General features: G+C 63.0%; 14 protein-coding genes. 8 read left to right on the top strand and 6 right to left on the bottom strand.

The window, feature by feature from the left end:
• Positions 1–5 precede the first annotated feature (5 nt).
• Positions 6–857, top strand: a complete 852-nt coding sequence (locus tag PC358_RS16200) for a carbon-nitrogen hydrolase family protein (protein WP_033701118.1) — start codon at positions 6–8, stop codon at positions 855–857.
• A 2-nt stretch (positions 858–859) separates the two neighbouring features.
• The gene (gene tldD / locus PC358_RS16195; protein WP_033701116.1) at positions 860–2,299 is read left to right on the top strand and encodes a metalloprotease TldD; all 1,440 of its coding nucleotides are present in this window, start codon (positions 860–862) and stop codon (positions 2,297–2,299) included.
• 34 nt (positions 2,300–2,333) lie between these two features.
• Here the strand turns inward: tldD and yjgA are convergent, their stop codons facing one another.
• Positions 2,334–2,855 carry a ribosome biogenesis factor YjgA gene (gene yjgA / locus PC358_RS16190; protein WP_033701114.1) on the bottom strand — a complete coding sequence of 174 codons (522 nt, stop codon included), beginning with the start codon at positions 2,853–2,855 and terminating at the stop codon, positions 2,334–2,336.
• Between the two features lie 108 nt (positions 2,856–2,963).
• Here yjgA and pmbA point away from each other — a divergent pair, with 108 nt between their 5' ends.
• The 6 genes from pmbA to PC358_RS16160 all read left to right on the top strand — a co-directional run bounded on the left by pmbA (position 2,964) and on the right by PC358_RS16160 (position 8,219).
• On the top strand, positions 2,964–4,310 hold the full coding sequence (gene pmbA / locus PC358_RS16185; RefSeq protein WP_033701112.1) for a metalloprotease PmbA: 1,347 nt from the start codon (positions 2,964–2,966) through the stop codon (positions 4,308–4,310).
• A gap of 137 nt (positions 4,311–4,447) precedes the next feature.
• A complete protein-coding gene (locus PC358_RS16180; protein WP_033701111.1) occupies positions 4,448–4,849 on the top strand; it encodes a hypothetical protein in 402 nt (133 codons plus the stop codon).
• On the top strand, positions 4,842–6,218 hold the full coding sequence (locus tag PC358_RS16175) for a class II fumarate hydratase (RefSeq protein ID WP_033701110.1): 1,377 nt from the start codon (positions 4,842–4,844) through the stop codon (positions 6,216–6,218). Before PC358_RS16180 ends, PC358_RS16175 begins: the two co-directional genes overlap by 8 nt.
• A gap of 21 nt (positions 6,219–6,239) precedes the next feature.
• Positions 6,240–6,701, top strand: coding sequence for a hypothetical protein (locus tag PC358_RS16170; protein WP_033701108.1), 462 nt, complete (start codon positions 6,240–6,242; stop codon positions 6,699–6,701).
• Between the two features lies 1 nt (position 6,702).
• A complete protein-coding gene (locus PC358_RS16165) occupies positions 6,703–7,314 on the top strand; it encodes a superoxide dismutase (RefSeq protein ID WP_033701107.1) in 612 nt (203 codons plus the stop codon).
• An 11-nt stretch (positions 7,315–7,325) separates the two neighbouring features.
• Entirely contained in the window at positions 7,326–8,219 is an 894-nt protein-coding gene (locus tag PC358_RS16160; protein ID WP_033701106.1) for a ZIP family metal transporter, read from the top strand.
• Positions 8,220–8,224: 5 nt separating this feature from the next.
• Here the strand turns inward: PC358_RS16160 and PC358_RS16155 are convergent, their stop codons facing one another.
• The 5 genes from PC358_RS16155 to PC358_RS16135 form a co-directional block, all read right to left on the bottom strand.
• Entirely contained in the window at positions 8,225–8,497 is a 273-nt protein-coding gene (locus tag PC358_RS16155) for an HPr family phosphocarrier protein (protein ID WP_033701105.1), read from the bottom strand.
• 20 nt (positions 8,498–8,517) lie between these two features.
• Complete coding sequence (gene rapZ, locus PC358_RS16150; protein WP_033701103.1) at positions 8,518–9,372, bottom strand: RNase adapter RapZ; 855 nt, start codon at positions 9,370–9,372, stop codon at positions 8,518–8,520.
• A gap of 2 nt (positions 9,373–9,374) precedes the next feature.
• On the bottom strand, positions 9,375–9,839 hold the full coding sequence (gene ptsN / locus PC358_RS16145; RefSeq protein ID WP_033701102.1) for a PTS IIA-like nitrogen regulatory protein PtsN: 465 nt from the start codon (positions 9,837–9,839) through the stop codon (positions 9,375–9,377).
• Positions 9,840–9,851: 12 nt separating this feature from the next.
• Positions 9,852–10,160 carry a ribosome hibernation-promoting factor, HPF/YfiA family gene (gene hpf, locus PC358_RS16140; protein WP_033701100.1) on the bottom strand — a complete coding sequence of 103 codons (309 nt, stop codon included), beginning with the start codon at positions 10,158–10,160 and terminating at the stop codon, positions 9,852–9,854.
• An 82-nt stretch (positions 10,161–10,242) separates the two neighbouring features.
• Positions 10,243–11,736 (bottom strand): RNA polymerase factor sigma-54, encoded by a 1,494-nt coding sequence (locus tag PC358_RS16135; protein ID WP_033701099.1) that lies wholly within the window; start codon positions 11,734–11,736, stop codon positions 10,243–10,245.
• Between the last annotated feature and the right edge of the window lie 117 nt (positions 11,737–11,853).

The raw sequence follows: 11,853 nt of genomic DNA, 5'->3' as shown, positions 1-11,853 counted from the left end.
TCTTCATGAAGGCAGCGGTGATCCAGATGGTCAGCCAGGACGACGTGCTGGCCAACCTGCAGCGTGCCGGCGCCCTGCTTGAACAGGCCGCGCTCGGTGGCGCACGCCTGGCCGTGCTGCCAGAAAACTTCGCCGCCATGGGGCGCAAGGATGCTGCAGCGATCGGCCGCGCCGAAGCCTTGGGCGAAGGGCCGATCCTGCCATGGTTGAAACGCACCGCGCGCGACCTCAAGTTATGGATTGTTGCCGGCACCTTGCCGTTGCCACCGGTCGGCCAGCCTGATGCCAAGGCCCATGCCTGCTCACTGCTGATCGACGAGCACGGTGAAGTGGCGGCACGCTACGACAAGTTGCACCTGTTCGACGTGGACGTCGCCGACAACCGAGGCCGTTACCGTGAGTCCGACGACTATGCCCATGGCGCGCAGGTGGTGGTGGCCGATACCCCGGTGGGGCGCTTGGGCCTGAGCGTATGCTATGACCTGCGCTTCCCCGAGTTGTACAGTGCCTTGCGCGCTGCCGGGGCCGAGCTGATCTGCGCGCCAGCCGCCTTCACTGCGGTGACGGGCGCGGCGCACTGGGACGTGCTGATTCGCGCGCGTGCCATCGAGACCCAATGCTACCTGTTGGCCGCAGCGCAGGGCGGCACCCATCCAGGCCCACGGGAAACCCATGGGCATGCAGCGATCGTCGACCCTTGGGGGCGGATCGTTGCGCAGCAGGCGCAGGGCGAAGCGGTATTGCTCGCCGAGCGCGACACTGATGAACAAGCGTCCATTCGGGCGCGCATGACGGTGGTTTCGCACCGGCGCTTTTTCTCGCAGGACGCCTTGCGGCCTGCGCACACCTCGGAGTGACTATGAGCCAGATGTTATCCACCGTCAGCGAGCAGCTCCTGGCCCCAGGCGGGTTGACCCTGGACAGCCTGCAGGCTGTGCTGGGTGAGTTGGCCGGCCCGGGCATCGATGCCGCCGACTTGTATTTCCAGGGCCAGATCTCGGAAACCTGGGCGCTGGAGGACGGCATCGTCAAAGAGGGCAGCTTCAACCTCGACCAAGGCGTGGGCGTGCGTGCCCAGTCCGGTGAAAAGACCGGCTTCGCCTACAGCAACGCCATCAACCTGGAGGCACTGACCTCGGCGGCCCGTGCCGCGCGTTCGATCTCCCGTGCCGGGCAGAATGGTACGGTCCAGGCTTTCCGCAGCCAGGATGTGACGGCCCTGTATGCGCCGGACAACCCCCTGGATGTGCTCAGTCGGGCCGAAAAGGTCGACCTGCTCAAGCGTGTCGATGCCGCCACCCGCGCGCTGGACCCGCGTATCCAGCAGGTCAGCGTGAGCATGGCCGGGGTCTGGGAGCGCATTCTCATCGCGGCGGCCGATGGCAGCCTGGCCGCCGACGTGCGCCCGCTGGTGCGCTTCAACGTCAGCGTCATCGTCGAACACAATGGCCGCCGCGAGCGCGGTGGCCAGGGTGGCGGCGGGCGTACCGACTACCGCTTCTTCACCGAAGAGAAGGTCATGGGTTATGCCCGTGAGGCGTTGCGTCAGGCCCTGGTGAACCTGGAGGCGATTCCTGCCCCGGCGGGCACCTTGCCCGTGGTGCTGGGGCCGGGCTGGTCGGGCGTACTGTTGCATGAAGCGGTGGGCCATGGCCTGGAAGGCGACTTCAACCGCAAGGGCAGCTCGGCGTTCAGCGGCCGGATCGGTGAGCAGGTGGCGTCGAAACTGTGCACCATCGTCGACGACGGCACCCTTGAAGGCCGCCGCGGTTCGTTGAGCGTGGATGACGAAGGCACCCCGACCGAGTGCACCACGCTGATCGAGAACGGTGTGCTCAAAGGCTACATGCAGGACAAACTGAACGCCCGCCTGATGGGCATGGCCGTGACCGGCAATGGCCGCCGCGAATCCTACGCCCATCTGCCGATGCCGCGCATGACCAACACCTACATGCGCGCGGGCGAAAGCGACCCGCAGGAAATCATCGCTTCGGTGAAGAGGGGCATCTATTGCGCCAACCTGGGCGGTGGCCAGGTGGATATCACCAGCGGCAAGTTCGTCTTCTCCACCAGTGAGGCTTACCTGATCGAAGACGGCAAGATCACCGCGCCGGTCAAGGGTGCAACGCTGATTGGCAACGGGCCGGAGGCGATGAGCCGGGTGTCGATGGTCGGCAATGACCTGGCGCTGGACAGTGGCGTCGGCACGTGCGGCAAGGATGGGCAGTCGGTGCCGGTAGGGGTTGGGCAGCCGACGTTGAAACTCGATGCGATTACCGTCGGCGGGACCGGGGCGTGACAGGTGTGGGGGCTGCGCAGCAGCCCCTGGGCAATCAGCGCAATCCGCGCTGCAGCTCGTCGAGGTCGCGGATGTACTTGAACACCTTGCGCGCGGCGGCAGGCGGTTTGTTACGCGCCTTCTCGTGCTGGGCATGGCGGATCAGCGAGCGCATTTGCTGGCGATCGGTATCGGGGTACTCGTTGACGAAGCGTTCGAGGTCTTCGTCATTGCCGTCGATCAACCGGTCGCGCCAGCGCTCCAGGCCGTGGAAACGCTCGTTGTACTGGCGGGTCGAGCTGTCCATCTGTTCGAGCAAGGCATGGATGGCATCCAGGTCCTGCACACGCATCAGCTTGCCGACAAACGACATGTGGCGTTTGCGGGCACCGTGAGCGGTGTGCTTGCTGGCCTCGGCCAGCGCCTTGCGCAGCTCGTCGGTCAACGGCAGGCGTGCCAGGGTGTCGGCCTTGAGCGTAGTGAGGCGCTCGCCGAGTTCGACCAGTGCATGCAGTTCGCGCTTGATCTGGGTTTTGCTTTTTTCGCCGTCGAAGGCGTCGTCGTTTGAATCAACCATGGTGGCAGTCCGCTAGAAATCGCCGCCATGATAACCAGTCGGGGGCCGCTTGTCCGGCCCGGTCGTAGAATGACCCTCGCCGAACGCAGAATTTGAGTGGAGAGAACCATGAGTGCAGTCCAGAGCGTAGGTCCGAAAGACCTGCCAGCCTTGCAGGAGCAGGTCGAAGCGATCATCGCCGAAGCGCGTCGCCAGGGCGCCAGTGCCTGCGAAGTGGCGGTCTCGCTGGAGCAAGGCCTGTCCACCACGGTGCGTCAGCGCGAGGTCGAAACGGTCGAGTTCAACCGTGACCAGGGCTTTGGCATCACCCTCTATGTCGGCCAGCGCAAAGGCTCCGCCAGTACCTCGGCAAGTGGCCCCGAGGCGATCCGCGAAACCGTAGCCGCCGCGCTGGCGATCGCCAAGCATACGTCCGAAGACGAATGCTCCGGCTTGGCCGACGCCGCCCTGATGGCCCGCGATATCCCGGACCTGGACCTTTACCACGACTGGGACATCGAACCCGAGAAGGCGATCGAGATGGCCCTGGCTTGCGAGGCCGCGGCGTTCGACGCCGATTCACGCATTCTCAATGCCGATGGCACCACGCTCAACACTCACCAAGGGTGCCGAGTGTATGGCAACAGCCACGGCTTCATCGGCAGCTACGCCTCGACCCGACACAGCCTGAGCTGCGTGATGATCGCCGAGGGTGATGGCCAGATGCAGCGTGACTACTGGTATGACGTAAACCGCCAGGGCAATTTGTTGGCCGACCCGCGCAGCATCGGCCAGCGTGCGGCCCAGCGTGCGGCCAGCCGCCTCGGCGCGCGCCCGGTGCCGACGTGCGAAGTGCCGGTGCTGTTCTCGGCAGAGCTCGCCGGCGGCCTGTTTGGCAGCTTCCTGTCGGCCATTTCCGGCGGCAACCTGTACCGCAAGTCGTCGTTCCTTGAAGGCACTATCGGGCAGCGGCTGTTCCCAAGCTGGCTGACCCTCGATGAGCGCCCGCATATTCCCCGGGCCTTGGGCAGTGCTGCGTTCGACGGTGACGGCCTGGCGACCTACGCCAAACCGTTCGTCGACAAGGGTGAGCTGGTGTCGTACCTGCTGGGGACCTATTCCGGGCGCAAGCTCGGCCTGCCCAGCACGGCCAACTCCGGTGGTGTGCACAACCTGTATGTGACCCACGGCGTCGAGGACCAGGCGGCCCTGATCCGCCGGATGGGGCGTGGCTTGTTGGTGACCGAGTTGATGGGGCATGGCCTGAACATGGTCACGGGCGACTATTCGCGTGGGGCTGCAGGCTTCTGGGTCGAGAACGGCGAGATCCAGCATGCGGTCCAGGAAGTGACCATCGCCGGGAACATGAAGGACATGTTCCAGCAAATCGTGGCGATCGGTAGCGATCTTGAGACCCGCAGCAATATTCACACGGGCTCGGTGCTGATCGAACGGATGACCGTTGCCGGCAGCTGAATGGCCGCCTGATCTACAAAACCCGGCCTGCGCGCCGGGTTTTTTTATACCTGCTTACTCCTTGCTTTGGTCGATGCCCTCTTGAAGTGATTCTATTTATCACTTAATAATGAATATCATTACCCAGTTGCTTGGCGATGGTGTTCATGAAATCCGTCCTCCACGAGTTGCCCTACCTGGAAAACTGGCGCTGGCTCAGCCGGCGCATTCGCTGCGCGCTCGAGCCCGATGAGCCGCGCCTGATCGAGCACTACCTGGCCGAAGGCCGCTACCTGGTGTGCTGCACCGAAACCTTGCCATGGACGGTGGCCCTGACCTCCTTTCGCCTGCTCCTGGATACCGCTTGCGACCGCATGCTGCCCTGGCATTGGCGCTGCCTGTGCCTGGACCAGGCCTGGCGACCCTTGCTCGACCTGCGCAACCTCGACCGCCGCGAACAGAACCAGCGCTGGCAGCCCTACGCCCTGCAATTGGCCAATTGCGTGCTGCTGCCTTCGATTTCTCCCGATGAACTGATGCAAGGATTAGACGATGAGTAATACCCGTATCGAGCGTGACAGCATGGGTGAGCTGCAGGTGCCTGCCGAGGCCCTGTATGGCGCCCAGACCCAGCGCGCGGTCGACAACTTCCCGGTCAGCGGCCAGCGCATGCCGGCCCAGTTCATTCGCGCATTGCTGCTGGCCAAGGCCGCAGCGGCCAAGGCCAACATCGAGCTGGAGCAGGTGAGCGCGGAGCAAGGTCAGGCCATCGTCAAGGCAGTCGAACAACTGCTGGCGGAAGATTTCATCCAGCATTTCCCGGTGGATGTGTTCCAGACCGGTTCCGGCACCAGTTCGAATATGAACGCCAACGAGGTGATCGCCACCCTGGCGACCCGCGTGCTGGGTAATGCGGTCAATGCCAACGACCATGTGAACTGCGGCCAGAGCAGCAACGACATCATCCCGACCACCATCCATGTCAGTGCCGCCCTGGCGCTGCACGAGCAACTGCTGCCAGCGTTGCGTCACCTGGTACAGGTGATCGAGGCCAAATCGCAGCAGGTACACCCATTCGTCAAAACCGGCCGTACCCACCTGATGGACGCCATGCCCGTGCGCATGAGCCAGGTGCTCGACGGCTGGGCAGCACAAATCAAAGGTGCGCAGGCGCACATCGAGGCGACCCTGCCGAGCCTGCAGGCGCTGGCCCAGGGTGGCACGGCGGTGGGGACGGGCATCAACGCCCACCCACAGTTCGCTGCCGGCTTCGCGCGCCAGCTCAGTGCCCTGACCCAGGTCGAGTTCACCCCTGGGCAGAACCTGTTTGCCCTGATCGGCTCGCAGGACACCGCCGTAGCCCTTTCCGGCCAGCTCAAGACTGCTGCGGTGGCGCTGATGAAAATCGCCAACGACCTGCGCTGGATGAACTCCGGCCCGTTGGCCGGCCTTGGCGAGATTGAACTGCAAGGCCTGCAGCCTGGCTCTTCGATCATGCCGGGCAAGGTCAACCCAGTGATCCCGGAAGCCACTGCCATGGTGGCTGCGCAGGTCATCGGCAATGACGCGACCATCGCCATCGCTGGACAGTCGGGCAACTTCGAGCTGAACGTGATGCTGCCGGTGATCGCCCGCAACCTGCTGGAAAGCATCGAACTGATGGCCAACGTCAGCCGCTTGCTGGCCGACAAGGCCATCGCCACGTTCAAGGTCAATGAAGGCAAGCTCAAGGAGGCGCTGGCGCGCAACCCGATCCTGGTCACGGCGCTGAACCCGATCATCGGCTATCTCAAGGCCGCCGAAATCGCCAAGACCGCCTACAAGCAGGGCCGCCCGATCATCGATGTGGCGCTGGAGCATACCGACTTGTCGCGCGACCAACTGGAAGCGCTGCTCGACCCGGAAAAACTCACCGCCGGCGGGATCTGACCCCGGCGCAGGAGACACGCCATGCAGCACTGGAAACGCACCACCGAAATGGCCAACCACCTGTTCGAGCAAGGTGAGTGGGTCGATGCACGGGAACACTACCTGCAAGCCCTGGCGCTGGCCCAGGTGCTGTTCGAGCGCTGGCATGACGTCGACGAAGCGGTGGCGGTGTTCGTCATCGCTCACCACAACCTGGCCGACCTGCACCTGCGCCTGAACCAGCCGCACGAGAGCGCCGACTACCTGTGCTCTGCGCATCAGCGCCTGCTGCAGGCCAGCCAGGAGGCCCGCTTGCCCCAGGCGCTGCGCGATGCCGCGCTGCGCCACAGTGGGCGCACCTACACCGAGTTGCTGAATTTCATCGCCGAGTACGGCCAGTACCCGCGCACCGAGCGCCTGCTCAACCGTCACGCACCCGAGGCCAGCGCGCTGGCCGCGAAGGCAGACGTGACACCCAGACCCCACGCTTACGGAATCCACTGACATGCCACACACCTTGCCTGCGTTGCCCTATGCCTACGATGCGCTGGAACCGCACATCGATGCCCAGACCATGGAGATTCACCACAGCAAGCATCACCAGACCTATATCAACAACCTCAACACCGCTATCGAAGGCACCGAATGGGCCGAGTGGCCGGTGGAGCAGTTGGTCGGCGCGGTCAAGCAGTTGCCAGAGAAGCTGCAGGCTGCGGTGATCAACCAAGGGGGTGGTCACGCCAACCACACGCTGTTCTGGACCGTGATGGCACCACAGGGTGGCGGCCAGCCGCACGGTCAGGTGGCCAAGGCAATCGAAGCCGAGCTAGGTGGTTTCGACGCCTTCAAGGACGCGTTCACCAAAGCGGCACTGAGCCGCTTCGGCAGTGGTTGGGCCTGGCTCAGCGTCACCCCGGAAAACAAGCTGGTGGTTGAAAGCAGCGGCAACCAGGACAGCCCGCTGATGCACGGTAATACGCCGATCCTGGGGTTGGACGTGTGGGAACACGCTTACTACCTCAAGTACCAGAACCGTCGCCCTGAATACATCGGTGCCTTCTACAACGTCGTCGACTGGGCGGAAGTAGAACGTCGTTATCTCGAAGCCTTGAAGTGAGTCGATCCGGTATGCGTTCACAGGTGTTGTCCGTCAGCAGCGTGCGTCTGTTTCGCCTGGCGATAGGAACCTTGCTGTTGCTGGTCGGCACTGCGCTGTTGATGGTGCAGGGCATTGCCTGGCTGGGCCTGGAACCGCGCATGTTGCGCGCCCTCGAGGGGGGCGCACTGTGCGCGTTGGGGACGGCGCTGGGCGCGGTACCGGTGTTGGTGATACGTAATATGCCGGTGGCCCTGGCCGACACACTGCTGGGCTTCGGCGCCGGCGTGATGCTGGCGGCCACCGCGTTTTCCCTGATCATTCCGGGGTTGGAAGCGGCTCAAGGTATCGGCTTCAGCCCCTGGGGCGCGGGCGGCCTGATCAGCTTTGGCTTGATGTTCGGCGCCTTGTGCTTGTTTCTGGTCGACCTCAAGGTTTCCGGCGCCTCGCCGGAAGCCTTGGTCGGCACGGATAACCAGCCAGTGATCGCCGCGCGAATCTGGCTGTTCGTGATTGCCATCATTGCCCACAACATTCCTGAAGGCATGGCCATCGGCGTGTCGGCGGGTGGCGGTATGGCGGATGCCGACAGCCTGGCCATGGGCATCGCCTTGCAGGATGTGCCTGAGGGCCTGGTGATAGCGCTGGTGCTGGCGGGGGCGGGCATGCCGCGGTTCAAGGCGTTTCTGATCGGAGCCGCTTCAGGCCTGGTGGAACCCGTGGCTGCGGTGATCTGTGCCTGGCTGGTCAACGTAGCCGAACTGCTGCTGCCTTTGGGGTTGGCGTGTGCGGCGGGAGCGATGCTGTTGGTGGTGACCCAGGAAATCATCCCTGAGTCGCGCAGCAATGGGCATCACCGCTTGGCCAGCCTGGGGCTGTGTATCGGTTTCTGCCTGATGATGGTGATGGACACCGCGATGTCCTGAGCGGTTTACTCGCCTTCGTCGAAGTAGTTGTTGATCAGCTCGATCAAAGCTTCCAGCGCTTCGTTGTCCTGTTCGCCTTCGGTCAGCAGGTGCACCTGGGTGCCTTTGCCTGCCGCGAGCATCATCACTGCCATGATGCTTTTGCCGTCCACCAGCTTGTCGGGCGCGCGGCCCACGCGCACCTGGCAGGGGAAGCGCCCGGCCACGCCGACGAACTTGGCTGCCGCCCGGGCATGCAGGCCCAGCTTGTTGATGATGGTGATTTCGCAGGCGGGCATCGTGGGGTGGATCCTGTGGGCTAGAGGTCGCGGTGGCGGACCTGGACGTTTTTCAGTGATTGCTGCAGCAACTCGCCGAGGCGTTCGGTCAGGTACACCGAGCGGTGATGGCCGCCGGTGCAGCCGATGGCGATGGTGACGTAGGCGCGGTTGCTGGCGGCGAAGCGGGGCAGCCATTTGAGCAGGTAGCTGGAAATGTCGTTGAACATCTCTTCGACATCCGGCTGGGCGGCGAGGTAGTCGATCACCGGCTGATCGAGGCCGGAGTGCTCACGCAGCTCGGGCTTCCAATAGGGGTTGGGCAGGCAGCGCACATCGAACACCAGGTCGGCATCGACCGGCATGCCGCGCTTGAAGCCGAACGATTCGACCAGAAACGCAGTGCCAGGCTCTGGCTGGTTGAGCAGGCGCAGCTTGATCGAGTCGCGCAGTTGGTAAAGGTTTAGGCTGGTAGTGTCGATTTTCAGGTCAGCCAGATCGGAGATCGGCCCCAGCATGTCGCTCTCGACCCGTATTGCCTCTGCCAGGGAACGGTTGGCATTGGTCAGTGGGTGGCGCCGGCGCGTCTCGGAGAAGCGTTTGAGCAGCGTATCTTCGTCGGCGTCCAGGTACAGCACGTCGCATTGGATGTGCCGCGCTCGGGCCTCTTCGAGCAGTTCGGGGAAACGCGACAGGTGGCTGGGCAGGTTGCGCGCGTCAATCGACACAGCGACCTTGGGTTGCAGCAACTCGGTATTGATCAACGCGTTTTCCGCCAGCTGCGGTAGCAGGCCGGCGGGCAGGTTGTCGATGCAATAGAAACCGTTGTCTTCCAGCACATCGAGGGCGGTGCTCTTGCCGGAGCCGGACCGGCCGCTAACGATGATCAGACGCATGTTCAGGGCTCGCTCTGGACGTCCAGGACAACCTGGTACAGGGCCTCGTTACTGCTGGCTGCACGCAGACGATCACGAACCTCTTTGCGATCGAGCATGCTGGCAATCTGGCGCAGCAGTTCCAGGTGCGCATCGGTGGCAGCTTCGGGCACCAGCAGGACGAACAGCAGGTCCACGGGTGCGCCATCGATGGCGTCGTAGTCGATCGGTGCCTCCAGGTGCAGCAAGGCGCTGACGGGGGCGGTGCATCCTTCGAGCCGGCAGTGGGGGATGGCGATGCCGTTGCCGAACCCGGTCGAGCCGAGTTTTTCACGGGCGACCAGTTTTTCGAAGACGTCTTGCATCTCCAGTTCTGGCACTTGGTCGGCGATGACAGTGGCGACCTTTTCGAGGGCGCGCTTCTTACTGCCGCCCGGCACGTTCACGAGGGAACGGCCGGGGGTCAGGATGGTTTCAAGTCGGATCATGGATGAGGGGGATCAGCGGGCAGCCGTGCCTTGCAGCAGGCTTTGCTGTTTTTCCTTGTGTTTTTTCAGTTGGCGGTCGAGCTTGTCGGCCAAGGCGTCGATCGCTGCATACATGTCTTCGTGTTCCGCGTTGGCGACCACTTCACCGCCAGGAATCTGCAGGGTCGCTTCGACCTTCTGCTGCAGCTTCTCGACCTTCATGATGACCTGCACGTTGGTAATCTTGTCGAAGTGACCCTCCAGGCGCTTGAGTTTCTGCTCGATATAGTCGCGCAGCGGCGGGGTGACTTCTACATGGTGTCCACTGATGTTGACTTGCATACAGCTTCTCCTTTGTTGCCCGTGCATCATAAAGAGGCAGGTCTTGCACCTGCCCCGCAAATGCTGTGGCACATACCAGGGGCTACATCAGTCGCTTGCGCTCGCTCGACGGTGCGATGCCGAGAGACTCGCGGTACTTGGCGACGGTGCGACGGGCTACCTGGATGCCTTGTGCCTCCAGTAAACCAGCGATCTTGCTGTCACTCAATGGCTTTTTCTGATTTTCCGCCGCAACCAGTTTCTTGATGATCGCGCGGATCGCCGTGGACGAGCATTCTCCGCCTTCGGCGGTGCTCACATGGCTTGAGAAAAAGTATTTCAGTTCGTAGATACCGCGGGGCGTGTGCATGTATTTCTGCGTGGTGACCCGCGAAATGGTCGACTCGTGCATGCCCACCGCTTCGGCAATGTCATGCAGCACCAAGGGCTTCATCGCTTCGTCGCCATGGTCGAGAAAACCGCGCTGATGCTCGACGATCTGCGTGGCGACCTTCATCAGCGTTTCGTTGCGGCTCTGCAGGCTCTTGATGAACCAGCGCGCTTCCTGCAGCTGGTTGCGCATGAAGGTGTTGTCGGCGCTGGTGTCGGCGCGTCTGACAAAGCCTGCGTACTGCGGGTTGACGCGCAGCCGCGGGATCGCCTCCTGGTTCAGCTCGACCAGCCAGCGCTCACTGTCCTTGCGCACGATGACGTCGGGCACGACGTACTCGGGCTCGCTCGATTCGATCTGTGAACCGGGGCGCGGGTTGAGGCTTTGCACCAGTTCGATGACCTGGCGCAGTTCGTCTTCCTTGATCTTCATGCGCCGCATCAGCTGGCTGTAGTCGCGGCCACCCAGCAGGTCGATGAAGTCGGTGACCAGGCGCTTGGCCTCGGCCATCCAGGGGGTGCTGGCCGGCAGCTGACGCAGTTGCAACAGCAGGCATTCGCCGAGGTTGCGTGCACCGACGCCGGCAGGCTCGAACTGCTGGATGCGGTGCAAGACCGCTTCGACCTCGTCCAGCTCGATATCCAGTTCAGGGTCGAAACCGGCGCAGATCTCCTCCAGGGTGTCTTCCAGGTAGCCCTGGCCATTGATGCTGTCGATCAGAGTGACGGCGATCAGGCGATCGGTATCGGACATCGGCGCCAGGTTCAGCTGCCACAGCAGGTGGCTTTGCAGGCTCTCGCCGGCCGATGTGCGGGTGGTGAAGTCCCACTCGTCGTCATCGTTGCTTGGCAGGCTGCTGGCGCTGGTCTGGTAGATGTCTTCCCAGGCGGTGTCGACCGGCAGCTCGTTGGGGATGCGCTCGCTCCACTCACCGTCTTCCAGGTTTTCGGCACTGGCGGTGCTTTCCTGGAAGCTGTTGTCCTGGGCTTCGGCGGCCGGTTTGCTCTCGGCGTTATCGGCCATCGGGTCGCTATTGTCGAAGTCCTCGCCGTCTTCCTGACGTTCGAGCATCGGGTTCGACTCCAGCGCTTCCTGGATTTCCTGTTGGAGGTCCAGGGTGGACAGCTGGAGGAGGCGGATGGCCTGTTGCAACTGAGGAGTCATCGTCAGTTGCTGGCCCATTTTTAGGACGAGCGATGGTTTCATGGCAGGGGCTTAATACCTTGTTCGCCGGCGCGCATGCGCCATCCACTACACGAGGGCGCCGGAGCGCCAAATTCAAGCAAGTTTTATGCCTTAAATTGTAGCGTTTGCCTAGAGCAC

The sequence above is a fragment of the Pseudomonas capeferrum genome, assembly GCF_000731675.1.
GTDB classification, from domain to species: Bacteria; Pseudomonadota; Gammaproteobacteria; order Pseudomonadales; family Pseudomonadaceae; genus Aquipseudomonas; species Aquipseudomonas capeferrum.
This window is presented reverse-complemented; position numbering and strand designations above follow the sequence as displayed.

Coding starts and splice junctions, on each gene's coding strand:
- hpf (WP_033701100.1), bottom strand. CDS start 10,160: ATGCAAGTCAACATCAGTGGACACCATGTAGAAGTCACCCCGCCGCTG.
- PC358_RS16155 (WP_033701105.1), bottom strand. CDS start 8,497: ATGCCCGCCTGCGAAATCACCATCATCAACAAGCTGGGCCTGCATGCC.
- PC358_RS16175 (WP_033701110.1), top strand. CDS start 4,842: ATGAGTAATACCCGTATCGAGCGTGACAGCATGGGTGAGCTGCAGGTG.
- yjgA (WP_033701114.1), bottom strand. CDS start 2,855: ATGGTTGATTCAAACGACGACGCCTTCGACGGCGAAAAAAGCAAAACC.
- PC358_RS16200 (WP_033701118.1), top strand. CDS start 6: ATGAAGGCAGCGGTGATCCAGATGGTCAGCCAGGACGACGTGCTGGCC.
- PC358_RS16160 (WP_033701106.1), top strand. CDS start 7,326: ATGCGTTCACAGGTGTTGTCCGTCAGCAGCGTGCGTCTGTTTCGCCTG.
- PC358_RS16180 (WP_033701111.1), top strand. CDS start 4,448: ATGGTGTTCATGAAATCCGTCCTCCACGAGTTGCCCTACCTGGAAAAC.
- PC358_RS16165 (WP_033701107.1), top strand. CDS start 6,703: ATGCCACACACCTTGCCTGCGTTGCCCTATGCCTACGATGCGCTGGAA.
- pmbA (WP_033701112.1), top strand. CDS start 2,964: ATGAGTGCAGTCCAGAGCGTAGGTCCGAAAGACCTGCCAGCCTTGCAG.
- tldD (WP_033701116.1), top strand. CDS start 860: ATGAGCCAGATGTTATCCACCGTCAGCGAGCAGCTCCTGGCCCCAGGC.
- rapZ (WP_033701103.1), bottom strand. CDS start 9,372: ATGCGTCTGATCATCGTTAGCGGCCGGTCCGGCTCCGGCAAGAGCACC.
- ptsN (WP_033701102.1), bottom strand. CDS start 9,839: ATGATCCGACTTGAAACCATCCTGACCCCCGGCCGTTCCCTCGTGAAC.
- PC358_RS16135 (WP_033701099.1), bottom strand. CDS start 11,736: ATGAAACCATCGCTCGTCCTAAAAATGGGCCAGCAACTGACGATGACT.
- PC358_RS16170 (WP_033701108.1), top strand. CDS start 6,240: ATGCAGCACTGGAAACGCACCACCGAAATGGCCAACCACCTGTTCGAG.